This window comes from Pseudomonas sp. S2_H10 (assembly GCF_054668285.1).
In genome coordinates this window covers 3,959,151-3,983,249 of sequence record NZ_CP162754.1, presented here as the reverse complement: position 1 = coordinate 3,983,249, position 24,099 = coordinate 3,959,151, and the positions used below count along the sequence as shown (strand labels likewise).

General features: G+C 57.1%; 23 protein-coding genes. 6 read left to right on the top strand and 17 right to left on the bottom strand.

The window, feature by feature from the left end; genetic code table 11:
• Nucleotides 1–112 precede the first annotated feature (112 nt).
• Nucleotides 113–1,042: a LysR family transcriptional regulator gene (locus AB4O16_RS17810; RefSeq protein ID WP_460155444.1), complete on the top strand. Its 930-nt coding sequence runs from the start codon at nt 113–115 to the stop codon at nt 1,040–1,042.
• A 29-nt stretch (nt 1,043–1,071) separates the two neighbouring features.
• Here the strand turns inward: AB4O16_RS17810 and AB4O16_RS17805 are convergent, their stop codons facing one another.
• Both AB4O16_RS17805 and AB4O16_RS17800 read right to left on the bottom strand, forming a co-directional pair.
• Entirely contained in the window at nt 1,072–1,767 is a 696-nt protein-coding gene (locus tag AB4O16_RS17805; protein WP_460155443.1) for an EthD family reductase, read from the bottom strand.
• Nucleotides 1,768–1,783: 16 nt separating this feature from the next.
• The gene (locus tag AB4O16_RS17800) at nt 1,784–2,311 is read right to left on the bottom strand and encodes a flavin reductase (RefSeq protein WP_460155442.1); all 528 of its coding nucleotides are present in this window, start codon (nt 2,309–2,311) and stop codon (nt 1,784–1,786) included.
• 253 nt (nt 2,312–2,564) lie between these two features.
• Between AB4O16_RS17800 and AB4O16_RS17795 the strand changes: the two genes are divergently transcribed.
• Together AB4O16_RS17795 and AB4O16_RS17790 are read left to right on the top strand one after the other, a co-directional pair.
• Entirely contained in the window at nt 2,565–3,755 is a 1,191-nt protein-coding gene (locus AB4O16_RS17795; protein WP_460155441.1) for an acyl-CoA dehydrogenase family protein, read from the top strand.
• 127 nt (nt 3,756–3,882) lie between these two features.
• Entirely contained in the window at nt 3,883–4,815 is a 933-nt protein-coding gene (locus AB4O16_RS17790; RefSeq protein WP_460155440.1) for a LysR family transcriptional regulator, read from the top strand.
• 59 nt (nt 4,816–4,874) lie between these two features.
• Here the strand turns inward: AB4O16_RS17790 and AB4O16_RS17785 are convergent, their stop codons facing one another.
• The 6 genes from AB4O16_RS17785 to AB4O16_RS17760 form a co-directional block, all read right to left on the bottom strand.
• Entirely contained in the window at nt 4,875–6,122 is a 1,248-nt protein-coding gene (locus tag AB4O16_RS17785; RefSeq protein ID WP_460155439.1) for an OprD family outer membrane porin, read from the bottom strand.
• 153 nt (nt 6,123–6,275) lie between these two features.
• On the bottom strand, nt 6,276–7,235 hold the full coding sequence (locus tag AB4O16_RS17780; RefSeq protein WP_460155438.1) for a PDR/VanB family oxidoreductase: 960 nt from the start codon (nt 7,233–7,235) through the stop codon (nt 6,276–6,278).
• A gap of 16 nt (nt 7,236–7,251) precedes the next feature.
• Entirely contained in the window at nt 7,252–7,728 is a 477-nt protein-coding gene (locus AB4O16_RS17775; RefSeq protein ID WP_056855764.1) for an aromatic-ring-hydroxylating dioxygenase subunit beta, read from the bottom strand.
• A gap of 16 nt (nt 7,729–7,744) precedes the next feature.
• The gene (locus AB4O16_RS17770; protein ID WP_460155437.1) at nt 7,745–9,019 is read right to left on the bottom strand and encodes an aromatic ring-hydroxylating oxygenase subunit alpha; all 1,275 of its coding nucleotides are present in this window, start codon (nt 9,017–9,019) and stop codon (nt 7,745–7,747) included.
• Nucleotides 9,020–9,225: 206 nt separating this feature from the next.
• Nucleotides 9,226–10,335: an amidase gene (locus AB4O16_RS17765; protein WP_460155436.1), complete on the bottom strand. Its 1,110-nt coding sequence runs from the start codon at nt 10,333–10,335 to the stop codon at nt 9,226–9,228.
• 133 nt (nt 10,336–10,468) lie between these two features.
• Nucleotides 10,469–11,095, bottom strand: coding sequence for a flavin reductase family protein (locus AB4O16_RS17760; protein ID WP_460155435.1), 627 nt, complete (start codon nt 11,093–11,095; stop codon nt 10,469–10,471).
• Nucleotides 11,096–12,039: 944 nt separating this feature from the next.
• On the opposite strand from AB4O16_RS17760, the gene AB4O16_RS17755 reads away from it, so the two are divergent.
• On the top strand, nt 12,040–12,258 hold the full coding sequence (locus AB4O16_RS17755) for a hypothetical protein (RefSeq protein WP_256352596.1): 219 nt from the start codon (nt 12,040–12,042) through the stop codon (nt 12,256–12,258).
• Nucleotides 12,259–12,376: 118 nt separating this feature from the next.
• Here the strand turns inward: AB4O16_RS17755 and AB4O16_RS17750 are convergent, their stop codons facing one another.
• The 3 genes from AB4O16_RS17750 to AB4O16_RS17740 all read right to left on the bottom strand — a co-directional run bounded on the left by AB4O16_RS17750 (nt 12,377) and on the right by AB4O16_RS17740 (nt 14,634).
• A complete protein-coding gene (locus AB4O16_RS17750; RefSeq protein WP_218424196.1) occupies nt 12,377–12,997 on the bottom strand; it encodes a tyrosine-type recombinase/integrase in 621 nt (206 codons plus the stop codon).
• Between the two features lie 685 nt (nt 12,998–13,682).
• On the bottom strand, nt 13,683–14,300 hold the full coding sequence (locus AB4O16_RS17745; RefSeq protein WP_218424194.1) for a recombinase family protein: 618 nt from the start codon (nt 14,298–14,300) through the stop codon (nt 13,683–13,685).
• 115 nt (nt 14,301–14,415) lie between these two features.
• The gene (locus tag AB4O16_RS17740; protein WP_460155434.1) at nt 14,416–14,634 is read right to left on the bottom strand and encodes a hypothetical protein; all 219 of its coding nucleotides are present in this window, start codon (nt 14,632–14,634) and stop codon (nt 14,416–14,418) included.
• Nucleotides 14,635–15,255: 621 nt separating this feature from the next.
• Between AB4O16_RS17740 and AB4O16_RS17735 the strand changes: the two genes are divergently transcribed.
• Entirely contained in the window at nt 15,256–16,692 is a 1,437-nt protein-coding gene (locus tag AB4O16_RS17735; RefSeq protein WP_460155433.1) for a phospholipase D-like domain-containing protein, read from the top strand.
• 5 nt (nt 16,693–16,697) lie between these two features.
• Nucleotides 16,698–18,098, top strand: a complete 1,401-nt coding sequence (locus tag AB4O16_RS17730; RefSeq protein WP_460155432.1) for a hypothetical protein — start codon at nt 16,698–16,700, stop codon at nt 18,096–18,098.
• Nucleotides 18,099–18,689: 591 nt separating this feature from the next.
• Here AB4O16_RS17730 and AB4O16_RS17725 read toward each other — a convergent pair.
• The 6 genes from AB4O16_RS17725 to AB4O16_RS17700 form a co-directional block, all read right to left on the bottom strand.
• Nucleotides 18,690–18,887, bottom strand: a complete 198-nt coding sequence (locus AB4O16_RS17725; protein ID WP_218424179.1) for a ribbon-helix-helix protein, CopG family — start codon at nt 18,885–18,887, stop codon at nt 18,690–18,692.
• A gap of 203 nt (nt 18,888–19,090) precedes the next feature.
• A complete protein-coding gene (locus tag AB4O16_RS17720) occupies nt 19,091–19,867 on the bottom strand; it encodes a hypothetical protein (RefSeq protein ID WP_460155431.1) in 777 nt (258 codons plus the stop codon).
• A gap of 2 nt (nt 19,868–19,869) precedes the next feature.
• On the bottom strand, nt 19,870–21,120 hold the full coding sequence (locus AB4O16_RS17715; RefSeq protein WP_460155430.1) for an AAA family ATPase: 1,251 nt from the start codon (nt 21,118–21,120) through the stop codon (nt 19,870–19,872).
• Nucleotides 21,117–21,506, bottom strand: a complete 390-nt coding sequence (locus tag AB4O16_RS17710; RefSeq protein WP_460155429.1) for a virulence-associated protein E — start codon at nt 21,504–21,506, stop codon at nt 21,117–21,119. Before AB4O16_RS17710 ends, AB4O16_RS17715 begins: the two co-directional genes overlap by 4 nt.
• A complete protein-coding gene (locus AB4O16_RS17705) occupies nt 21,506–21,649 on the bottom strand; it encodes a hypothetical protein (protein WP_460155428.1) in 144 nt (47 codons plus the stop codon). The genes AB4O16_RS17710 and AB4O16_RS17705 overlap by 1 nt, the downstream gene beginning before the upstream one ends.
• 757 nt (nt 21,650–22,406) lie before the next feature.
• A complete protein-coding gene (locus AB4O16_RS17700) occupies nt 22,407–23,849 on the bottom strand; it encodes a tyrosine-type recombinase/integrase (RefSeq protein ID WP_460155427.1) in 1,443 nt (480 codons plus the stop codon).
• Between the last annotated feature and the right edge of the window lie 250 nt (nt 23,850–24,099).

Sequence of the window (24,099 nt, the reverse complement as noted above, 5' to 3'; positions counted from 1 at the left end):
GGACCGAAATAGGGACATAGGCCTATATTCGTGACATGCATAATGGAATGTTTGGTTATTCGTCGCACTTAGCGACACTTATGCCCCGGCACTGTACCCGAGGAGCTTTCCCATGAAGCACATCAACATGGCCACAATCGATCTAAACCTGCTCAAGACGTTCATGGCCATCTGGGAGCATCGAAGTCTGACGGTCGCCGCCGACCGCCTTCATCTGAGCCAGCCTGCGGTAAGTCACGCACTTCGCAGGCTACGCGACGTTTTCGACGATCCGTTGTTCGTACGTACCGCGACGTCCATGGAGCCAACGGATGCTGCCATTCGGTTACATGCGCCGATTGAGCATGCGCTCGTGATCATTCACGGTGCATTCATGATGTACTCGCATTTCGAGCCTGAAACGGTCGCCCGTACCTTCCGCATTTCCATGTCGGACATGTCACAGCTCTACGTTTTACCCACACTGATGGAAGTGCTGGCTCGCACGGCGCCAGGCATACGACTCGATGTATACCAAATGCCCATCGAGCAGTTGGGCATGGCGTTGCGCAAGGGCGATATTGACATTGCCTTGGGCTATCTGGTTGAACCGAGCGAAGATTGTATTTACGAGAGCTTGCTTGAGGATGAGTTCATTTGCCTGTTACGCAAGGATCACCCCCTGCCGAAGGACACATTGAGCGTCGAAGATCTGCGCGCACTACGCTACGTACACGTGTCGAGCAATATCACAGGCCACGGACTGACCGCTGATACAGCGTTCGGACGTGCTGATATCCAGCGCGACATAGCGTTGAAGGTACCCAACTTCACCATTGCACCGGAAGTCGTCGCCACCACAGATCTGGCGCTGATCCTGCCACGGGCTATTGCTACGCATATCAACCGCAACCTGGGTTATCGCATGTTGCGTTTGCCCATAGAGTTGCCAACGATTTCGGTCGGGCTGTATTGCCACAGTCGCTTTTCTTCGGATGCCGGCATTGCATGGCTGAGGGAACTGCTGATCGCCTTGTTCACCTCGGCCACTACGCCGCGATAGCCCGGCATATTGGATAAAGCCAGGCACTTCTACCCTGGCAAATATTGCTCAAGAGTCTGCATTGGATAGTGAGGACTGGCTCCGGTGAATGGAGGCAAGCTTAGAAAATCCTTGCGCAGTTCCTCCCTTAACGGTGAAGCCAGAGCATCACTCAGGGCAGCGATAGAGTCGAACACGACTTTGTTACGTTGCAGTGTCCTGACGCGCTCGGCGAGTAAGTCGCTGCAATAGTCGATCCGGGTGTAGACCTCCACCTCGCGAATACCAGGTAGTTTCACCATCAGCGGAGGATGTTGGCGAAGGTAATGCGCCAGCCATACCTCGTCATCCTCCGCTTTGCCTTCATACGCCACCAGGTAAGTCGCACGTGCCAGACTGCCGGGATCGACCGGCGAAGCATGTGGTACGACAAATTTACGAACCAGCATTGCCTGCTGCGTCCAGCGGCAGCCAGCCGAAGCGGCAGCATTGATTACCGATGCCAGAGGCCCGTCTGCACACATGGCGGACTCAAGGGCATCGAGTTTTGTAAAATAAAGTTGGATCACGCATTGCGGGGCCTCGTCGGCCGACAGGAAAGGGTCACCCCCTATCAGAGGCGTGGGCACATGAATGGCCCGTCTGACCACACCGCTCACTTCACTCAGCAGCCTTTCAAGCTGCACCGGATCAACGCCTGCGACACCGTGGTTGGTAGTGACGCTCAGAAAAAGGCACAAGGACATTGGCATTCCCACCTGTTCAAGATGCGGAGGAAAGTTGGTCTACGGGGACAGCCCGGCCCAAGCGATGAAAATTACGTCCAAAGTAGGTGAGGCTGTCACCTTCCTCACGCAGGTGAATATGCTGGATCTCGACGAATAACACCGAATGCGACCCCACATCCTTGACGTCCACTATGGTTCCTTCAAGACTGGCCAAGGCATCCTCCAGGACAGGCAGGCCTGTCGCACCGTTACGCCAGTCCTCGCTAGCGAAGCGCTCGGCGGGGGGTACGTCGGTCATGCCGGCGAACTGCCGCGCGACCCCTTCCTGATGCCCAGGCAGAATATTCACGCACAGCGCTCCGTTGCCGAGTACGGCTTCGTGAATAGAGCTGTTGCGGTTGATGCATACCAACACGGTGGGTGGCGAGTCCGTCACCGAACAGACTGCACTGGCGGTCAATCCCAGGCGACCGAACGGACCGTCGGTACTGACAACATTGACCGCCGCTGACAACAACGAAAGAGCCTGGCGAAATTCTTGTGTGGATTGCTTGTTGTTCATAATCGCTCACTCGACGTATTTGACGTGGTGGTTCAATCCTGCGGCGTACGTTCAGAAGGGTCAAATTCGCTTTAATTATTCGGAAAATTAGTTATGAGAATAACTAGATATCGAAGATTCAAAGTCTGCCGTAAATGTTCGATGAAAGGATTATTCCTCCAGTTTATTGCGGCTATTCGGCTTTCGAATTTGATTCACGGCATCGCAGTCGCCCATTCTGGTGGCGATTGTAATAAACCGACCGGAGAACAAGATGAATAGTGAAGTCAGTTTCGATCTACGAACATCACACGATTATTCCCAGCAGATGGTAATAGCGCCAAACCTGGACGGCGTGATCGCGGAGATTGCCGAGCGCCGTAATGAGTTCAATCAGCGGTCCCACGTCCCTCGGGACATGATCGAAAAAATGAAAGCAGTGGGAATCTTCCGCGCGAGCACCCCAAAATGTTTCGGTGGCGATGCGCTGCCGCCAAGCGAATTCCTGCGCATCGTCGAGCGAGTATCCGAGGCTGACGGTTCGGCCGGCTGGGTGACCGCGTTTGGCTCGGCCAATATCTACCTGGCGTCCCTGCCCCCGCAAACCCAAGCGCTGATTTATGCCAACGGACCGGACCAGGTATACGCCGGTGGCCTCTACCCGCTGCAACCGGCTCGCGAAATAGAGGGCGGTTGGGAAGTCAGCGGTCACTGGCGCTTCGCCAGTGGTTGCAAAGGTGCCGACTGGATTGGCGTCGGAATTGGTGGCACGCCGGCGAACGGCGGCGGCGCGACCGCCGGAAAACCGTTGACTGCGGTTTTTCCGGCAGCCGAGGTACAGATCGTCGATAACTGGAATGTTGTCGGGATGCAGGGTACCGGAAGCCATGATCTCAAACTGCACGAGAAGACCGTCGACCATGCCTGGACCTTCGTGCGCGGCGCCGCCGCCACCATCGACGAGCCGCTTTACCGTTATCCGTCGGTGTCTTACCAAGCCCAGGTCCATGCTGCCGTGAACCTGGGTCTGGCTCGCGCGGCCCTCGATCTGGTCACTGCAATGTCGGGCAGCACCAAGACCATGACCGGAGCTCCCCGGCTTGGGGACCGGGCCTATTACCGCAGCGAGCTTGGCAAGGCCGAAGCCATGCTGCGCAGCGCCCGCGCATTTTTCTATGAAGCGCCGGACAGCGTTTGGGAATCGATCTTGGCCGGCAATACCGTGACGCCCGAACAGGCCAATCTGCTGCGTCTGAGTGCCACCCATGCTGCCCATACCTGCGCCGAGGTCGTGCTGATGGCGTATCGTCTTGCGGGTACCGCAGCCATATTCGACGAAAATCGCCTGCAATGGATTCTGCGTGACGCCATGGTAGTGACACAGCATGCGTTCCTCGGCGAAGCGACCTACGACAGCGCCGGCGCGTTGTTTGCCGGTATCGCTCCGACGACGCCCTACCCTTGACACTCCAACCGCCATGGGAAGCGCTCCCGTGGCGGGCCCCAAACCGAGGCATACCGGGTCGGGCACAAACCCAGGCAAAGCACTCACCAGGCATTTCTCCACCATGTCAATCGTCCGAGGTGTCACTATGGAAGCCTCTATCAATGCCGTCCAGGCACTCAACGACAACCAGATCAGATACCTTTTTCTCAGCCACCAACTCGGTTCGATGCGTGCCGCGGCCGACCATCTTGGCATCGCTCCCTCCTCGGTCAGTCGCCAGATCAACCAGCTGGAGTCGACCCTGGGCATCGAATTGGTTGAGTGTGGCACCCACCGGATCCGTCTGACTACGGCGGGACAGGCAGCGGTCAACTATTACCGCAATCGCGCCAGCGAGCATGAAGCGTTCCTTAACCATCTAAACGAACTGCGCAACGAGCAAATGGGCAAGACGATCATCGCCATTGGCGAAGGCATCTTCAGCGCACCGCTGATTGGTATGCTCGATGAGTTCTTCAAACAGCATCCTGGCCAGCACACTGAAATCGTCACTGCCCATACTTTGGAAGTGCAGCGGATCGTGACCGATGACCGCGCCCACATCGGCGTGTTGTTTTCACCCCACGCCAATGCACCGTTGTGCCGCCAGTTCGGTATCGCGCAACCGCTCAGGGCGATTGTCCACCCTGACCACCCTTTCGCGCGCCAGGCCAGTATCAGCCTGGAGCAATTGTCCACGGCCGATCTGGTCCTGCCGGGACAGGGTTATCGCGTCAGGGAATTGATTGATCAGGCCTGTCGAGGCAAGTCGTTCACCATCACATCGGCCATCACCGCCAACTCTCTGCAGGTGATGCTGGACCTGGTCCAGGCCAACAGAGCGATCACGTTGCTGGCCGAAGTACTGGTCACCGCCCAGCTCAAAGCCGGGCAGTTGGTCGCGGTCGCGGTGGATTGCCCGGAAATGGCGTCCACCGAACTGCAAATCGTGCGCCGTCGCGGTCGCAAACTCTCGGCCATCGACTTTGACCTGATGCGTCACCTGTCCCATGCGCTCAATCAATTGTTGCGCACCTGATGAGGCGAGCGCTGCCCGCGCAGTGAAAGTCCCGAGAGCCTTCCACTGCGCAGGTTCACTCACCAGAATCGCCACGTATACGACGTAGCCAGGCGGAACTCATCGTAGTCATTACCGTACTGCTGCTGGACATGAATGTTCTTGAAGTCGAAGGACAACCCTTGCAGCGGCCCGGACTGCACCACATAGGTCGCCCAGATATCACGCTCGGATTCGCGCCCATCCGCCAACCCCTGACCTCGATCGATATCCGTGCCCTTGATGTAGCGCGTGAGCAACGTAAGGCCGGGTAACCCTGCCGCCGCAAAGTCGTAGCCATAGCGGACCGACCAAGAGCGCTCACCCGCGTTCCAGAAACCCAGCCCCGCAAAGTTGGGCAGGAACGGTTGCGGAATATAGCCATTGATATTGGGGTAGCCGGTTTCGCCCAACATGCGCTCATAGGCCACACCAAACTGATGCCCGCTGTGGGACACGATCATCGACGCGCTGTAGGAGCGATTGTCGACCTCTCCTCCTCGCGCGTCGCCATCTTCGCTGTTATTGAAGTAGCCCAGTTCAGTCTTGAGCTTGTAGCCGGCACCCAGGTCTCCCGTGTGTTTGACGCCCGCGTAATGCTGGCGGTAAATGTCGTGCATCACGCCGTAGAAATACGTGGCCTCAAGGTTGGGGCGTAGCGCATAGGTCGCACCGCCGAAATCCAGTCCCATGCTGTCATCCGAGTCGGGCGTTCCATTGCGATAGAACTGCTCATGATCGGAGGACTGGCGGGTCACCGCCGACCAGAAGCGGCCGCCGGTGAGCGTCAGGTTCTCCACTTCCTCGGACTCCAAGACGGCGCCCTGATAGATCGTGTCCAGTTGGCGGCTCGGATCGTTGGAGGCCACCGGCAGGAACGGTTTGTAATCGCCCACCTTCAGCTCAGTCTTCGAGTAGCGCATTTTCAAGGTAGCACCAGCACGGCTGTAGTCGTTGGCCGTCTTTTCCGTGACCGGGTTGTAGGGCAAGGATCCATCATTGCCGTGGGCATCCAGGCGCACCGCGTATTGGCCGTCCACGTCCAGTCCCGCGGCAAGTGGGGTGTCGGTATAGCCGGACTTGAATTGCAGATCGAAGCCCTGGGACCAGTTGCCGATCTTCGGAAACGCGGGGTCCTTGTTGGTGAAGTTGCGATTGAGGTAAAGATTGCGCGCTGTCAGCGACAAGTGACTGTCGTCGATCACATCGGCGTACACGGCCCAAGGAAAGGCCAGGCCCAACAGGCTGGCATATTTCATGACGTGCAGGGAAGATCGTGACTGAAACATAAATGCATCCAGAATAAGTGCGTGGCACAGTGATCAGCAGAGCGTGCAAAGGTCGGCGGCAGCAAAACAGGCAGGGGTTGGCCTGACGCCGACGTTGTCATGTGATCGTTTATTGTTTTTGTTCAGGAGCAAGCAACGGATAAAGCGTTTGGTTCAGACGTCCAGTACCAGTCGTTTCGAGCGGGCACGGGAGCAGCACAGCAGCATTTGGTCGTTCGCGGATTTCTCCTCCTCGGTCAGATAAACGTCACGGTGATCAGGTTCACCTTCCAGCACATCGCAAACGCAAGTTCCACAAATGCCTTGTTCGCAGGACATTTCGATCTCGATTCCGACCTCCGCCAACGCCGCCACGATGCTCTGGCCCGCCGCTACGTTCAGCGTCTTGCCGGTGCGTGCGGCGACCACTTCAAACCCGGCACCGCTGGTATCGACTTCGGTCTGGAAATATTCGCGATGGATGTTTTCCTGGGCGAATCCCTGGTCAAGGGCGCTATCGATGATCCACTCCATGAATCCGGTCGGGCCGCAGGTGTAGACATGCGTACCGGGTTTGCCTTGACTCAGCGCTGCGCCCGCATCCCAGCGATCGCGAAGACGACCCTCACCGAAATGCTTGTGCACTCGATCGGCGAACGGCGCTTTGGACAACTCTTCGACAAACGCACTGTGGGCCTCCAGGCGGCCGCAATAATGCAGCTCGAACGGGGCGCCTCGCGCGTGCAGGTCGTAGGCCATGGCAATCATCGGTGTGATGCCGATACCCCCACCGATCAGAATCGAATATTCGGCATCGGCGCAGAGTGCAAACAGATTGCGCGGGGGGCTGATGCACAGTTCGCGCCCCTCCTCCAGCTGCTCGTGAACAGCAATCGAGCCGCCACGGGAAGCTGGATCCTTGAGCACGCCAATCCGGTAGATCGACGTCTGGCTGGGGTTGCCGCATAGCGAGTATTGGCGGATCAAACCACCGTCCAGGTGCAGGTCGACGTGAGACCCGGCCTCGAACGCCGGCAGTGGCGCGCTATCGCTGGCCTGCAGATCAAGCACCAAAACGTCCCGACCTTGCATCTCGCGCTTGAGCACCCGCACTTTCAAAGATTGCTCGTTCATGGAAACCTCCATTCGATCAGAGGATGTAGCCGATACCGGCAAGGGTATCGTCGCTGTTGATCAGGCGGATCAGCTTGCGCTCGATCCTGAAGCTGTCGCCGTCTCGAACCAAGGTGTAAACGATGTCGGCGCTGTAGTGTTTGAGCGAGTCCTTGCGAAATTCGCGCAGGTTTTGTGCGCAACGCACCGTCACTCGCTCTGCGTCCTGCGCCAGGATGCGGAACGTCGATAGCGAACGTACAGTACGTGGCTGCGGGCTGGTGGAAATCGACTCGCCGCTGGTCAGCCGCTGAACCCTTAACGTGCGCATGTGATGATCGTCGTAGGCGTAGTTGAGGCTGTTCTCGAAGTCCTCCTCACGCGGGTCGATCGGGATGATGTAGGTGCCTTTTTCGACCCAGAGATTGAGCCAGGCGGCGAACTCGCCGTGGTCGAGCATGTCGCCTTCCTGCCAGATGAAAGCGGTGACTTCTTGTAGTGTGTGCAGGTTCATCAGGATTCTCCGCCGGTTAAGCCGACATCATTTTTTTCCATTGCTGGTAGGCCGCTCGCATCCCGGTCTCGGCGCTCACGTCACTGACCAGACCGTCCTCGCTCGGCTTTTCCCCAGGCAGACCACGGTTGAGCATGATCCAGAGATCCTCTCCGGCAGTGGCGCCCTTCTGCACCCGCTCCCACGCTTCGGAATCGTCAGGCGTGCCGAACCCCATGGGCCCCTGGAAATGTTCGTGCAAGCGCAGGCGGTAGCGATTGGCTGTCGCAGGCCCACCGTCCATGGTGATCACTGAGTGATGGATTTCGGTTTCGGTCACGGAAATCGGTTGCAGTACCCGGAAGAACGCCATCGAGCAGGCGACATTCGGGAACAGGTTGAGGTTGAAGCCGGATCCACCGACAGCCCGCACGATACGGCGCACTTGCTGTTCGTCGATGCCTTCGTCGCGCAGCTCGGCTGCCAGACCTTCGAAGCGCTCGGGTACGGGGCGGTCCAGATCGGCTTCCAGATCCACCAGATCCGGAATCATCACCATCACGCTGTGGCCGTTACCGAGATCTTCGACATAGCCCGGGCCTTCTACGAAATCGAACAGCTTGAGCGTCTCTTCATCGACCGAGGACAGAAACGACTTGTGCACCAGCGGGAAGTGGTACGCGTCGGTGGTGTTTTCCAACTGGATTTTCCAGTTGCCGGGAAACCGGAAGCGATGCTCGCCCGGAACCTTGATCGGGTAGCCAGCACCCTGCTTCATGAACAGATCTATCCATTTTTTCGCCGGGCCGAGAAAGTCCGTCAACGGTTCGATGTCATCCTTGAACGTGGCGAACAGCATGCCGGCATACTCTTCGACCCGCAGGCTGACCAATGGCAACTCGCTCTTGTCCAAGCAGTCGCCATAGCTCTCGGGATGGGGCACGCCGCGAAGGGAACCATCCAGTGCATAACTCCAGCCGTGATACGGGCAAACGAAGCTGTTGGTTTTGCCTTTCTTGTGCTCGCAGACCGTGGCGCCACGATGACGGCAACGGTTGAGCAGAACGTGCACCTGTTTTTTGCGGTCACGGGCGACGATCACCGGTTGTTTACCGATGAAGGTGCTTTTGTAGCTGCCGGCTTCCGGGATTTCGCTTGCGTGCGCCACCCATACCCAGGTGCTGTAGAAGATTTTTTCGAGCTCGGCATCGAAGAGCTTGGGATCGGTATACAGCGAGGTGTGTACTCGGTCAGGCTGGACCAGATCCGCAGGACTTGCGTCCAGATTCACAACGTCGATCAGGTTGCTCACGGGAATATTCCTGTTGTTATTGGCTATTGCGTGTGATTGAAAATTAAGGGTTGTGGGCATCTGCAACAATCGCAGCCACAGGCGAACTTGTTGCGCAAAACGCAACAGGTGCGGTGCTGCGCCGACAATTGAGCGGGCGAAAAAAAGCCCGGGGGTCAGCCGGGCAAATACGGAGCAAAGCAGTGATGGACCAAGACAACAGCTGCTCAAAGGCGAGCGCTCAATCCCGAAGCCATGGCGCAGAGTAGTTCATCGTCGTGTTTGCGGCCGATCAGTTGCAGGCCGGCCATGAGGGGCCCCTCGCCGCAGGGCACCGGCATGGTCAAGGCCGGATGGCCGGTGAGATTGAAGGGGCGCAAAAATCGGGTGAGATCCAGGACAGGGGCGCCGCCGATCACATCCTCCAGCAATGGTGGCAGGCGCGGCAGGCTCGGCAGAACAAGGGCGTCGAATGACTCGAGCAGCGCGTCGACCTGCGAAGTGAAAGCGCTACGCACTTGCTCGGCCCGGGCCTGTTGTTCTTTCGTGGTATCCGCCGCTCGAGCCAGCCGAGCCTCAACATCGGCGCCCAGCAAGCCTTTTCCGGTGTACTGACCAAAAGCCGCCCAGGTTTCGATGTTGATAACGGTCAGGGCTGCTTCGAAGGCAGTCGCCAGTCCATCCAGAGAAACCAGTTGCGATCGCCATCCGCTGCGCGCCAACGCCTTGTCGAGCGCTGCCTGTACCTGTGGTTCACAATCCACCTGCACCACACCGACGCGATAATCGGCTCGGGGTGACTGCGGTTTGAAGGTGCCATCCATTGCAGCCATGGCCGCGACAATAACGCCGATGTCTCTGGCCATTGGACCGACACAGTCCAGGCTCGTTGACACGGGCTGCACGCCTTGGCGGCTCAACCGGGCAAATGTCGGCTTGAGACCGAAAATTCCACAGCAGGCGGCCGGCATTCTTACCGAGCCTCCCGTGTCTGTGCCCAGGGCGAGGTCCGCCGCGCCTTGCGCGACCACGGCCGCCGAGCCGCTGGACGAACCGCCGACAATCCGGTCAGGAGCCATTGGATTGAGCGCTGTCCCCGCCCATTCATTGATACCTGTGACGCCGAATGCGAGCTCGTGCAGCACCGTTTTGCCGACAACCTGCCAGCCGCCGGTCAACAGCGCTTGCACCACTTCGGCATGATCGGTTGCCGGTACGCAATGCTCGAACGCACGGCTCCCCGCGCGAGTGGGCCAGCCGGCAACATCGATGGTGTCCTTGATGGCCACCGTCGGCCCAGGGCCGCCCAGCGTTTCTTTGATCACCCATCCGTTCATCAAAACCTCCTGCGCTCTGTGTCGTTAGCCTGTGACGGTAGCGACACGGTGCACCGGCCATCAATGACAGAGGTGGAGACAGTCGTTGCCCTGGATGCAACAGCGTCGTCAAGCTTGGCGAGCGGTGTCCGTCTCAATCGGCAACAGGCGGCGGGCCACCCACAGGCCGGTGAAAAATCTCGCCAAGCGCGGCGTAGTACGGCCCTCCCATACGGGCCAATGGGCGCATTTTCACGCTGTCCACCCGGCTGCCGTCGTAGATATCCGCCGCCAGGTGATAGGCCACCACCTGACCAATGAACAGTGTGCTCATGCCCTCGCCCAGGAGCAGGGCCTGATCCAGCCGGCACTCCATTTGCACTGGTGTACAAGCGATGCGCGGTGGCCGGATGCAGCGACTGGGCAGCAGTTCGATGCCCAGCTCTCGCACTTCACTGACCTCGGGCCCGTAGTCTTCGGCGCAGCGATGCATAAGGTCCATGGTTGCCTCAGTCGCGACGTTGATCACAAATTCGCGCGACTCGAGGATATTTTTCGCGGTGTCCTTGGGCTCGCCGTTGCGGTTCTCTATGTTGATTGCCAATAGCGTGGGGCTGGTTGCGACATAGTTATAGGAACTGAACGGAGCGGCGTTCACGATGCCTTCGGCATTGATTGTGGTGACCCAGGCAACGGGCCTCGGCACCACGCATCCGACGATCAGTTTATGCGAGGCCGCCGGGTCGAGGCCGACGCCATCAACATAGATGAAGGATTCCATGGCTCAAGCTCCTGACGAAATAGAAGGCCGAATTCGGGACGGGGTTTCGTTTAACAGCTGACCATAAAGACTGGTTGTGCTGAGCTTCAACGACAGCTTTTGTGAATCTCGTTGCGCTTATCGCACCGATAGCTAACCGTTCGCCCCTTGCAGGCATCCTCGGGGTGACCTTACCGATCTTTTCTTCAGGCCTCGGCTGCTCTCGTGCCGCACCGCAATTAGGTACCCACCTATGATTAAAAAAACACCCCAACGCTCTATCGGCGTGCGAAGGATTTCGTGCAGGACTAGCTTCGCGCGGGGTGGAGTTGTTTCGGGCGCTCTGCCCCATTTCGAATGGTGTTTCGCGACAGCCCGGTACGTTTGGCTATCTGATGCAGTGAGAGCTTGTCGCGGAAGTACATCCGCCGGATTTTCCCCCAAATCTCATGATCACCCTGTGTTCTCCTGCTCGGAAAGTGAGGAGAAGCAGTTGAACACCTGGGTCAGTTTTCGGTCACCGGCAACACTTCTATAAATCGAGGCTTTCTTGACCGTAGGACGAGCGTTTCAGTCGGTCGCGACAGGCAGAAATCGGCCGATTCTGTTGAAAAAGTCGGCCATGGTTTCCGCAGCAGAAAAGCATGCATCTGAGATTGAAACCCCCACTTTCGCCTGAGGTTAGCGGACTCAGATTTCACGTAGGAGCGTGCAGGAAAGGGGCTTTCACCGGTCAATCTTCTGGCCGTTTCAGAAAACGGACTTTTTCAACAGAATCGGCCAGTAGCGGTCTGTCGCGAACGTCTGCAATGGGTCGACCTCTGCCGGTCATACTAGGGACGTACAGGTCAAATTCGGTCCAAAGGATCGTCAGATCGAGTCCAAATAGCTGGGTAGATCTGGGAAAGGCAACGGCGAGATGAGATGAGCTAGGCTTCCGGCATCATTACTCAAGGACGACCGTCATGCCCGATAACTCAAATTGCAAAATCGCCACAGCGGACGCTCTGACATTGCTCCTCCACAACCAGCACGCCCTAAGTGCAGCGATAGAAGAAATAACCAAGTGGCTGTCAGGAAATGGGGTCGGCAGTGTCGCCGCTAATGCGATATCGGCAATGGAAACGCTGGACACAAATGCTCAAGCCATCACAGATTCCATTATGAGGATACGTCAGTCTTAGATCACTCAGTGAGGTCCAGGACTGCCCTCTGATTTGAATGGCTCCCCGACTTTTTAGACACAATTGACTGGTAAAGGGACGGATAGCGACGGTCTGGCACGACCGTCGCAGTGAATGGTCACACCTCCGTCTGCTCCGCTATTTCCAAGGCATCATCGACTTCGATTCCCAAGTACCTGACAGTGCTTTCAAGCTTCGTATGACCAAGCAGGAGTTGGACCGCTCTAAGGTTCTTCGTCCTGCGATAAATCAACGAAGCCTTGGTTCTCCGTAGCGTGTGAGTACCATACATGGTTGGGTCAAGGCCAATGGTTGTCACCCACGCTTTGACTATTCGAGCGTATTGCCTGGTGGATAAATGCTCTGAAGCGTGCAACCGGCTCGGGAACAAGAAATCCTCACTGCGAAGACGCGCCTGGCGCATCCACGCTTCCAGAACCGTTCGGGTCTGTTCAGTGATTTCAAATTGCACTGGGTGTTGAGTTTTCTGCTGCATCACGATGGCCCGTGACGACACATGCTCCCCATGGGCAATGTCTCGGACCCGCAATTTGGTTAAGTCACAGGCACGCAGCTTGCTATCGATGGCCAAGTTGAAGAGCGCCAAATCACGCGTCTTCTCAGCAAGCTGAAGTCTTACTCGGATAGCCCAGATATCTCTGACTCGGAGCGGGGCTTTCTGACCGACAAGCTTTCCCTTGTTCCAAGGCTGATGGCGGTATCTAGCAACAGTGTTCATGGCTTGTCCTCCACGTTGAGGGAAGACAAGGGTGGATCAGTCACAACGGCTGGTGGTGGCTATCAGACCCACAACTGCCTGTCAGCAAAGGCATAAATCGACCCTTTGCAGACGTTCGCGACAGATCACTATTGACCGGTAGGTGCTGGTAAAACCAGTGCTGTTACTATCGTCTCCTAAACCCGTACCCCTCGTGACTTATGCAATATTACGACGAAATCTGCTTAGCCAATGTTTACCTGGAAGATAGCTACGTGCTCGCGATTGAGGAGGGCGTATCAACTTTGTCATTCACACTGGATTTGGTGCTCCTCGAATCACATCCGCTGTATGAGAAACCGACGGCTGATGAGCAGTACTGCTATCGGAATGCACGCATTCATTTCTGTCAAACACAGCATGTTCATTGGCATGCAAGGAGTGCTCTGGTCTCCACGGATGCAGATGGCAAGGCTGATTTGGGTAACGTCGACACGTTCATGAAAGATGGGCCCACTTACCATCTGACAGGGGATTGGGGGGCGGTATCGATTACGTGTGGCTGCCTACAGGTTGATTTTCAAACGCATACCGCACAGCAATACCAATGCACTAAATAAAGGGCTGCTTTTGGCCGATTTCTGCCTGTTACGAGGGGCGAGAAGCTGACAGTGGCAACAGGCAGAAATCGACTGTGGATTCGCTTTCAGGCGCTGGCCAAGTCCCTGATCCTGAGGACTGTGGTGGTTGAGCAGTTGGCGTGCCTGGCTGTTGCGCGGATGCCAAGGCCTGCACCGAGCAGTTCCGTAACGCGCTTGTGCAGATCTTCATCAATCGGCCGGCCCTGATACTTACCGGCAGCTTTCGCCTTTTCGATACCCTGGGCCTGACGCTCGCGGCGTTGCTCGTAATCCTTGCGCGCAATGGCGGCCATCATTTCCACTAGCATCGAGTTGATAGCGCCCAGCATCCGCCCGGTGAACTCGTCGCCCTTCGTGTCCTGCATTCCCTGGTGACTGGTCGGCAGATCGAGCGCGACGATGCGCAGGCCCTTGGAATCAATCGTGGCCTTGAGCTTCTGCCAGTCCTCCACCGGCAAGCGGGAAAGGCGGTCTATCGACTCCACCAGCAGCACGTCACCCTTGCGCGCATCTTTGAGCAGACGCAGCAACTCGGGCCGGTCTGCGGAGGCGCCGCTAGCATTCTCCAAATACACGCTCGCGATGACCTTGTTATGTTCGCTGGCGAACTGGTCAAGCGAGGCTTGGGCGCGGCTGGCGTCTTGTTCTTCAGTGGATGCTCGGAGATATGCGCGGATGAACATGATGTGCCTTCCGTATCAGTTAGGGTGTTCTACTAATACTGTTGCACTATGAGTGTCACTTATCAAGCGGAAAGGACAAATAAATTTGAATGTGCGCGTAGCAGCTAAGGCATACCTATAACTGCCGTAGTCGCATGATGGCGTCTGAGATGTCTTGAGCACTCCGGTCCAGCATTTCCATGGCCGCAATTGCGTTGGCGGTAACGCCCCCAACTCCATTCTCAGAAAGCCACTTGGTCACCTCCTCAATGGCCGCACATATGGCGTGCTGGTTGTGCAGGAGCAGTGTGAGTGCGTCTGCTGTGGCTATGTTGGCTTCAGAGTTATCTGACATGGGTATCGTCCTTGAGTAACTGGTGCGGGAAGACTAGCTGAACTCGCCGCTGGCTCGAACCACTTCTCCAGAACCGCTGACGCCTGGGCAATTACACTGACTTGACCACCCATTTGCATTCGACCTAACCAGCCATCTGCGCCGGATTTGATCCGCCCCTTAGCAAACATGACCGGCAGTGAACGACCCTTTCATTCAGCGTGCCAAGAACGCCTCCCCAATAATTCTGTCTCCGAAGGGCGAAATGGCGAGCAGCGTTCGCCACCACTGGACGTGGAGCGACGGTCAACGTTATGGGAAAACCCAGATCAAAGGTCATGGATTGTCATGAATTGATAAAGCGCTGTCGCTAAATGAAAGGTTGGCAGCCACCCCACCTATAAACTCCTCCTCAAGATCTGCGCGGCAAGCTCCGCGAATCTGCGGATCACCCTGCCGGCGCAATGAACTTGACCTTCAAGTCCAGAGGAGATCAACAAGGTGCGTGTAGAGCAACTGGCTGGCAGTCTTACGACGCGTCGATCCTTCAATCTCAGCTTTTAGCTATTCTGTGAGCGTCCGAAGGCGAAACCCTGTCCGATTCACTTGACTCAAATGGCAATGCATTCGTGAAATCTCAATATGGAACTTAAGGCGCACTTCTATAACATCCACAAGGTCATTATCGATTATTTGGAAAAATCCGAATCCGATATCGTGGCGGCGGTTGCCTGGTTCACGGACAAGGACATATTCGAGGTACTTTGTAAGAAGGCACGAGCGGGGGTTAAGGTTTCCGTCGTCTTGATCGGCGACGAGATTAATCAGGGGCCTGGCGGATTGACATTCGGGAAGCTTCGCAATATCGGTGGCAAGGTCATCTTGCTTCCGCCCGGCAGTCGCGATGAACCGACCATGCACCACAAATTCTGCGTCATCGATGGCACTACCGTCATCACCGGCTCGTACAACTGGAGCCACAAGGCCCGCACGAACGACGAGAACATCACTGTCGTCACCGACTCTGCAAAATTCGCGAGCGATTATCTCGACATCTTCAACAGCCTCCTTGCCCGCGCCGGATTCAGCGCCCCTGTTGTCGCCGACGCCGATGCGGCGCGGCGACGACTGGAGATGATACGCAACCTGGTTCTGCTTGGTGAGCAAAGTGATGTTGCCACCCATCTGAGCAAGTTGCGCCCCGTCGCCGAAGCCCTCCAGATAACCCGGATCATCACGGCCCTTGACCAAGGGGAGTACAGAGGGGCTCTCGAAGAAATCGAAGCCCATCTGCGCAGGGCAACTGCCTTGGTCTTAGCTGGCAGCACAGACAATCCCCAACTGCGTTTCCTGCTCGAAACCCTAGAGCTGCGCCTTGAATCCCTCACCGATGAGAAGGCCGAATTGGAGCGTAGCCTGATCACATTCAACAGACGCCACGACGACGCACTGGGCGATCTGATTCAACTCGTGCTCAAAGCACGTGCCAAACTGGCGCGACTGATTGCTGGAGCCCCGAAGACTGAGAATGAACGCGATAAAGCCGAAGCAAGTGCTGATGAAGCCGAGGAGACTTACCAGGAATATTCCCGCCAGCATGAAGCAATTCAGCTCGCCGATCCACTGCCCCAACTGGACGAGGACGACGAGCGGGAGTTGAAGTCCCTCTACCGCAAGGCTTGCAGCCTTTGCCATCCGGACAAAGTCCCCGAAGAAAAAAAACAGGCTGCGCACAATGTATTCGTCGAGTTGCAGGCTGCCTACCAGGCCAGTGATCTGGCCAGAGTGCGGGAAATCCTGGAAGTGCTCCTTGCCGGCGGTTTGCCGGGAACACGCTCGTCGACCTTGAACGAGGCCGAAGCACTGAAGGCGGCGATTGCAGAAATGGAGCACGCCATCTCTAAACTGGTTGCTGAACTCAAAGCCTTGCGAGAAAGCGAGGCTGCCAGGCTGATTGCTGCGGCCGGTTCGTCCGAGGCCGACTGGCAGCGCTTCTTTGAGCAACAGAAAGAGGCGCTGGAAATTGAACTGGCCCGGCTCGTAGCGGCCACGCTGACCGAAGATACTGAGGCGTTCTGAATTTTATGAACGAAAGGAAAATCGGTCGCAACGTGCTGACTACCTATTCGGCGAACTTCCCTGCACAGTTGCAGAACGCCGGTCGCCAACTGGCCATTGCCGCCGAACTGAACCGGGATTTAGAGAAAAAACGCCTTGTCGCCATGCTCAAGCAGATTGCCCCCCATGATGCTGCAGATTTTGTGGCGCAAGCACAGCCGCTGGATGGCGACCTGATCGAACGCTTCAAGGATCACTGGGATCGCTTTTGGGAAGAGCTCGCCGGAAACAAACTCTTGTCCTGGTCGGTCGAGCTAATCGAACGGTTCGAGGGCCGCTGGGATGGGGAAGCACTCGCTGCTAACGAGGCGCTGCCCTGGTCGGTTGAGCTAATCGAACGTTTCGAGGACGACTGGGATTGGAAAGCACTCTCTGCTAACGAGGCGCTGCCTTGGTCGGTTGAGCTAATCGAACGTTTCGAGGACGACTGGGATTGGAAAGCACTCTCTGCTAACGAGGCGCTGCCTTGGTCGGTTGAGCTAATCGAACGTTTCGAGGACGACTGGGATTGGAAAGCACTCTCTGCTAACGAGGCGCTGCCTTGGTCGGTTGAGCTAATGGAACGTTTCGAGGACGACTGGGATTGGATAGGGGGGAATCTTGAAGAGGGCGCAACTGGGCTCTGCCGTAACTGGTCTCTGCCTTGGTCCATCGAGCTAATCGAACGTTTCAAGGACCGCTGGGATTGGGACTCGCACTCTGCTAATGAGGCGCTGCCCTGGTCGGTTGAGCTAATCGAACGTTTCTTGGACGACTGGGATTGGAGCTCGCTCTCTCGGAACGAGGCGCTGCCCTGGTCGGTTGGCCTGATCGAACACTTCGAGGAAAGCTGGCATTGGGGCTCGCTCTCTGCTAACGAGGCGCTGCCTTGGTCGGTTGAGCTAATCGAACGTTTCGATGACCGCTGGGATTGGGAAACACTTTCTGCTAACGAGGCGTTGCCCTGGTCGGTTGAGCTAATCGAACGCTTCAAGGACGACTGGGATTGGATAGGGGAGGATCTTGGACGGGGCAAAACTGGACTCTACCGTAACCGGTCTCTGCCTTGGTCCATTGAGCTAATCGAACGCTTCGAGTGCGAGGTCCGGTGGGATTTGCACTCGCACTCTGAGAACGAGGCGCTGCCCTGGTCAGTCGAGCTGATCGAACGTTTCTTGGACGAATGGGATTGGAATTCGCTCTCTCGGAATGAGGGGCTGCCCTGGTCGCTCGAGCTGATCGAACACTTCAAGGACCGCTGGCATTGGACCAACTTCGCCAACAACGCGAGGCTTTGCCTTCCCATGCTTAGCCCTGCAGACATTGTTGAGGTTATGGCTCATCATCCACGGCCTGTGGGCCGACGGCCGTTCCGGCCGCGGGGTTGAATCGGTGCTTCGATCCGGCCTAGAGGTTTCTATTACGCACTTTTCAAAGCACTCCATCCGGCCGCGTGGCGTTGAAAAATCCACGGGCCTAAAGCTCTAAACCCCCTTTTTCTTATTCACTATTTATCTCCATTACCGCTTAGTCAGCTAAGAGGCGACCCCTGCCGGTCATTCGACCAGCAGCTTTTGGCCGATTCTGTTGAAGAAGTCGGCCATGGTTTCCACGACAGAAACGTACGCGCTTGAGATTGGAATCTTTACTTTGATCAGTGGATACCGCGTTCAGATTTCGCGTAGCAGCGCGCAAACAAGGCGTTTTCAGCGGTCAGGATGCGGGCAGTCTGGAAGAATCGACTTTTTCAACCGAATCGGCCGCAAGTTGCCCATGGCGAAGGGCAACAAATGGCCGATTGCTGACTATCTCAATCGGCGGAAATCGACAAGAAACCGCCATCCAACGTCCATAAAGCCACGAATTTTATGAGTGCCCTGCTTTATATACGCGCGCGCGCTCGCGTGCGCGTACTGGTCTGAAAATCATCAAAATTCGCACGCTTTAGGGACGACGAAAATCCAACTGTTTCAGAACGCTTAGGGAACTGATGAAACACGGTTCTGGAACAGAACCACGTCACGCTCCAGCTTCTCTTCGATAGCCAGACGCACGAACTCTGAACGGTTGGCGCTGGGATAACGGATCAGACGATCAATCGCGGCCACGGTTTCAGTTTCAACGGACACGATCAGGCGGATTTTCGGCTGATTCTTGAACAGGCGGTTCTTGCTCATCGCTTACTCCTCGGTCTCAACTAATTACATACTCCCACGGCCGTAATTCGAAGATTGGGCGGCACTCGGGGTGGACTTTACTTTGCGCCGTTGCGCCGATGGCGTTCGGCGCTGCGCCGGTCATGTTTGGCGCACTGGCGCAAGCATCCCAATGCGCTGCGCCGATGCGCTGGGGGGGTATAATTTCACTGTCGGGGCGTCGTTCATTCGCACGTCTCCATCGGGGTGTTGTTATAACGCTGGCGCAGATCAGCCCCAGCCGCGCAGTAACGGCCGGTTGCCGCATGGCACGCACGGCAGCTCATCAGGTGGTTGGTGTATGCCGCATCGGCCTCTCGCCATGCCTGTGACGCCGTAACGGCGGTGTGGACGGTGTGCTGCGGCTCTAGTTCCTCCTTGGCGTGCACCTCGGCCGGTTGCTCGACTCGTTGTGGCCGGTTGATCCAGGCCGGGCTGGCTCGGATCATGTCGGCCAACAGACCCGCGTCTGTCCCGGCCAGCTCGACAAGGTCGTGCTGCTCCAAATGCCCCTCTTCCAGCAGTACGGCAGGACAGGTGCCGAGCAGGCGCGCGACACGAGGTAGCCAGAGGCTCGACGGAGCAGGTGTGGGCACTGGCGCGGCGAGCGTGCCGGTTAGGGCCTTGACGATCTCCGCTTCGGAGAGTGGACGTTTGAAGCTTGGCGCTGCCACTACCGCCAACACGGCATCGCCGTGCTGCTGATGAGCCTTCTGTTTTGCGATAGCAGTGTCGATATCGCCGCATGCTTGCACCACCTGCCCGTCGGCCAATACCAGCATGTGCAGCCAGCAACACGTCGGATCATTGGCCGCATTCAGTTCGGCCATGAGCTCGACACGGTGGTTGCGCACATAGACTCGGTCGGCATCTGTGATGCGGTCAGCGGGGCGCAGCCGTAGTTTATTTCCGTTGAGCTCGGCAGTGAGGCCGGCCCGGTGCAGGTAGTCCAGGGCGGCCACGGTCAAATATCCTCAAAGTCGACTGCAGGTGACTGGGCATGCTGTCCGTTCTGCGTCCGATTTTCGTCCGGCTCCCGTCCGGTTTGTCCGGTTTGTCCGGTATTAACGATCTTATGACTGTCCGTCCGGTCCGGTTCCCCTAAGAGGGGTAGGACCGGACGGACAAGAAATACATGTGTACCGTCGATTCGGATTTGCTGACGATCAGTCAGGGTGGTCTTGACGTCGGAAAAACGTTTGCGATAAATCTCGGCTTCTTCACACTTCGCTTTCCATGCGTCAATTGGGATGTATACCGGGTGATCTTCCCGGCCCTGGCTATTCAGGCGTTCGGCAATCTCCGCGTGCATCTGCTCTAGCGCTTCCAGCGCAGCCTTTTGGTGTTTACCCATATTTGCCAACACTGGTGCTGCTGGTGCGGTGTACCCAGTCAAACGCAGCGCGGCACCGCCGACCAGGCTGCCGCTGTCGTCGCGTACTGGTACACCGACCATTTCGAAGGCAAGCGATGACGGTTCTTCAGCATCCTTCATCTTGCGCGGGATCAGCCGGACCAACTTGTCTTCGCCGCTGCGGCTCACTTCGTATTCGGCGTCCGCGGCACCTTTCAACGCCGACGATCCGCGTGCGCCTCGCTCGCCATCCTTGCCGCTGTGGTGGACGATCAAGACGGTGGCCTTCCAGGGCCGACGCAGTGCGTCAACATTGCGGATGAACTTCCCCACATCCGTTGCGCTGTTTTCGTCACCTCCGAAGTTACGGGCCATGGTGTCGATCACAATCAGCACCGGGGCTTCGCCAGTAGCTTCTGCAATCTGCTTAACTGCTTCTGCCACTTTTGCAGCATTTGTAGCGCTGGATAGATCCGTGGGGGCTTCTGATACAAACAGCAGTTCCGGCACGGCAGTTTGGTTGTGCTGTGCCCAGGCGTGCAGTCGGCGGGCAATGCCGTTATGACCTTCGCCGGCGACGTAAATCACAACTCCCGGTTTCACGTCATGGCCGTGGAACGGGATGCCGCTGGCAATACAGCATGACAAGTCCAGGGCTACGAACGATTTCCCCTTGCCGGGCGGGCCGTACATCACCGTCAGTGCGTCTTCCTCGATATAGTTGTCAACCAACCAGGCAACAGGTTTGATTGGCATATTGCAGGCCGCTACAAAACGGAAGTCGGGGGTGCTGGTCTGCTGCTGGCACTGTGTTAGCTCCGCCCACTGGTCTCCGTAGGGATCTTTTGTTTTCGCACTCATGCTTTCAACTCCATGCTAGCCAAGCGATCACGCGCGAGTTCGAAGCGACGGTGATCCTCTTCAGTCAGTTCCGTGCCTTGGTCAATGAGGGATTTGCCGATGTGGTAGACCATGCGCTCACGCTCGACGGCGGCACGGGTCGGGCCTGGCCGGCGTGGCTTGCTACCGCTATCAGGGAACAGGTCGCGCAACTCCAACCTGACGGAGGAAATAATCTCGGCCACCGAACAGCCGGCCCAGCACTTCACCAACAGCTTGCCATTTTCGACCTCTGTGATTTGCATGCTGGGGGTCTTGTCATCATGTGCCGGGCAACGAGCCGTCCACTTGCCCGGTTTCACTTGGCGAACTTTGTCGAGACGCGACAACAGCTTTTCGGCGGGCATCACTGCAACACCTCATGCGCGTCATACGTGGACAGCGACAGCAGGATTCCGAGGGTGTGCTCATTGCGGTTCAGGTCGGCGGCGCCTTTCTTCAGGCCGAACGCTGCCGGCCCGCGTTGGTTCGCGGGTTGGTGGGTACGCATGGGTTAAGCCTCCTGCGGCGTCAGGAAGGCTTCGACGGCCTCGACCGGCCAGCGAACAGAGCGACCGAAGCGAACGGCACGCGGAAAACCAGGCATTTGCGACCAGCGCCACCAGGTCGTGCGGCTGACTTGGTAGAGAGTGCAGAGTTGTGCAGAGGTGCCGTAGGTGCCGGGAATCGGCAGATTAGGAGCTGTAGTGCTAGGAGTAGCGCTAGTGTTGTGTTGACTCATTTTGGGCATCCATTTCGAACCGAATGGGATTCCCCTCAGTGCTGGGTAGAAAGTCACTGGTGCCGCCTGACGGGTCGTAGGATCTACGTCGGTCGGACGGTACGAATTCGCATTGACGCCAAATTCAGGTGACTTAAACTCCCAGCATCTACAAGCATTGCCTGTAGATAGTGAAGCCAGTCTAAAAGCTTCTACCTTGGGGTGTGTACTGGCCTTGCCGGTATGCAGAAGGACGTTGTTAAGTCCCCCCAGATCAGCCCTCGGCATTCGCAGTGTCGAGGGCTTTTCTTTGTCTGCATTCCAGCAGCAACTACGTTACCAGCAACCCCCGCCACAGCGTGCGGGGCGTTTCATCTGGGTGTTGTACGTCTAGCCAGTAGCCGCATAGTAGCGAGGCGTACGGACCGTTCAAGTACGTATTAGCGAATAATACTCATTGCTAATAACGCGCCTACGCACCATACCTGACCATACCTCGCCATATCGCACCAAATGCACTAAAAATTATTTTTGTTTTTTTTTCCTTCTACTTCCTTTTTCTGGACAGCGGCACCACATTAGCGGTCTGCCGCTCCCTCAACACCTTCGCAAGTGCACGCTCGAACAGCTCGATGGCACGCCGCTTTTCCGGTAATGCCGCCTCGGGGTTATTTCGGTAGTGCAGATTCGCCACACCAGTCTGGCCGTGCGCTTGCAGCAGGTCGGACAGTTGATCGCTGATTCCATGTCTCTGCATCAGCTGGGCGCAGGTACGGCGCAAGTCGCGAGGCGAGAAGCTGGAGGTCTGCTTCCCGTCAATAACCGCGTGCTCTGACTTCAGCCAGTCGGCAATGGCATGGCGCGGGCTGCTGACGACGATGTGCTGCTTTCCGGTGGTGGTCCACGGCCAGGGGTGACAGCCGTTGATGTCCTTCACACGCTCCAGAATGGCGACCGCTCGCTCAGTCAACGGGACTAAATGCGGCCTGCTCATCGTTTGACCTCCGCGACCCTTGCGATGGATCATGCGTACCGTACCGGCTTCCAGATCGTAGTCATTCCAAGTGGTCTGGCAGATGTTAAGAATGCGCTGCCCACCCGTGGCAATGACGAACTTAAACAGCAGCGCCATGACCGGCCCGATGCCTTCGGTGGTTTCGACTGTTCCCCAGAACTTCTTCAGTTCATCATCCGAAAGCGCCCGGGTAGCGGGGACCGATACTTTCTCGACTGCAACCACGACGGCCGGATTGCTCTCTAGGTTGTAGCTCTTGGCGCTCGACCTGCCGACTGCGTTCTCGGCCCGCAGGCCATGACTGAATGCCGCTGACAGGAACGAACGCATCCGGTCGGCCTGTACCTTTGCATCGCGATCCCAGATCGGATTAAGAATGGTGAGAATGTGGTCGGGGCGAATGTCGCGTGCCTTCATCGCCATGATGCTGGGGTGAGGGGCCAGCATATTGGTCTGATACAACCGCTCCAGTTCCTTCACGACGCCGGCAGTCGCCCTCTCCCGGCGCGATTCGATGTAGTCGAGAAACAGCTCTCCAAAAGTGCCGCGTGACGCTTCGATTTCGGCTAGGTGCTGGCGCTCTCGAGCTTCCTCCTCCGCTTTTAGGCGTGCAGCCTCGACAGCGCGCTCATTTTCGAAACGTGCCGCTTCGGCGTCCGCCTCCTGATTTGCCAGGTACGCCTTCACGTCGCCATGCGCTTTCGCTATCTGCGCCATTGCGGCCGCTTGATCGCGCAATTCCGGCAAGGTAAAGCCGACTTCCCGAGCGGTGCGTCGATACACGCCTAGTTTGATCAACACTTGCTTGCCAGCCAGGTGATAGCGGTAGTAGCAAACGGGCGAGCCCTCGTTCGCACGCTTGAACACCAGTGCCCCGGTACCACGTCCTGGCAGGCTTTCGACCAGAGGTGAGCATCCGGGAGTCATGCCCCGCACTTTCTGGTCATTCACAGTCTTCGATGCGTTGCTTGCCATTGGTCGCGCCTCAGTCTTGGTCACAGCTTTGGTCACAGCTTCTCGGATAACTGAAGACTACAACGTGCAACGAGACGAAACAACGAAATAAGGAAAATGCCTTGAATACAAAGGAGTTATCTGTTTTTCATTACCTTGTGAATCATGGAAAAACGCCGGGACAAGCCGCTTGTAATCAGTAGTTCCCGGGTTCGATTCCTGGTGCCGCACCATATAGAACAACAATTTAGGCTCACCGAAAGGTGGGCCT

Coding starts and splice junctions, on each gene's coding strand:
- AB4O16_RS17810 (WP_460155444.1), top strand. CDS start 113: ATGAAGCACATCAACATGGCCACAATCGATCTAAACCTGCTCAAGACG.
- AB4O16_RS17805 (WP_460155443.1), bottom strand. CDS start 1,767: ATGTCCTTGTGCCTTTTTCTGAGCGTCACTACCAACCACGGTGTCGCA.
- AB4O16_RS17800 (WP_460155442.1), bottom strand. CDS start 2,311: ATGAACAACAAGCAATCCACACAAGAATTTCGCCAGGCTCTTTCGTTG.
- AB4O16_RS17795 (WP_460155441.1), top strand. CDS start 2,565: ATGAATAGTGAAGTCAGTTTCGATCTACGAACATCACACGATTATTCC.
- AB4O16_RS17790 (WP_460155440.1), top strand. CDS start 3,883: ATGGAAGCCTCTATCAATGCCGTCCAGGCACTCAACGACAACCAGATC.
- AB4O16_RS17785 (WP_460155439.1), bottom strand. CDS start 6,122: ATGTTTCAGTCACGATCTTCCCTGCACGTCATGAAATATGCCAGCCTG.
- AB4O16_RS17780 (WP_460155438.1), bottom strand. CDS start 7,235: ATGAACGAGCAATCTTTGAAAGTGCGGGTGCTCAAGCGCGAGATGCAA.
- AB4O16_RS17775 (WP_056855764.1), bottom strand. CDS start 7,728: ATGAACCTGCACACACTACAAGAAGTCACCGCTTTCATCTGGCAGGAA.
- AB4O16_RS17765 (WP_460155436.1), bottom strand. CDS start 10,335: ATGAACGGATGGGTGATCAAAGAAACGCTGGGCGGCCCTGGGCCGACG.
- AB4O16_RS17760 (WP_460155435.1), bottom strand. CDS start 11,095: ATGGAATCCTTCATCTATGTTGATGGCGTCGGCCTCGACCCGGCGGCC.
- AB4O16_RS17755 (WP_256352596.1), top strand. CDS start 12,040: ATGCCCGATAACTCAAATTGCAAAATCGCCACAGCGGACGCTCTGACA.
- AB4O16_RS17750 (WP_218424196.1), bottom strand. CDS start 12,997: ATGAACACTGTTGCTAGATACCGCCATCAGCCTTGGAACAAGGGAAAG.
- AB4O16_RS17745 (WP_218424194.1), bottom strand. CDS start 14,300: ATGTTCATCCGCGCATATCTCCGAGCATCCACTGAAGAACAAGACGCC.
- AB4O16_RS17740 (WP_460155434.1), bottom strand. CDS start 14,634: ATGTCAGATAACTCTGAAGCCAACATAGCCACAGCAGACGCACTCACA.
- AB4O16_RS17735 (WP_460155433.1), top strand. CDS start 15,256: ATGGAACTTAAGGCGCACTTCTATAACATCCACAAGGTCATTATCGAT.
- AB4O16_RS17730 (WP_460155432.1), top strand. CDS start 16,698: ATGAACGAAAGGAAAATCGGTCGCAACGTGCTGACTACCTATTCGGCG.
- AB4O16_RS17725 (WP_218424179.1), bottom strand. CDS start 18,887: ATGAGCAAGAACCGCCTGTTCAAGAATCAGCCGAAAATCCGCCTGATC.
- AB4O16_RS17715 (WP_460155430.1), bottom strand. CDS start 21,120: ATGAGTGCGAAAACAAAAGATCCCTACGGAGACCAGTGGGCGGAGCTA.
- AB4O16_RS17710 (WP_460155429.1), bottom strand. CDS start 21,506: ATGCCCGCCGAAAAGCTGTTGTCGCGTCTCGACAAAGTTCGCCAAGTG.
- AB4O16_RS17705 (WP_460155428.1), bottom strand. CDS start 21,649: ATGCGTACCCACCAACCCGCGAACCAACGCGGGCCGGCAGCGTTCGGC.
- AB4O16_RS17700 (WP_460155427.1), bottom strand. CDS start 23,849: ATGGCAAGCAACGCATCGAAGACTGTGAATGACCAGAAAGTGCGGGGC.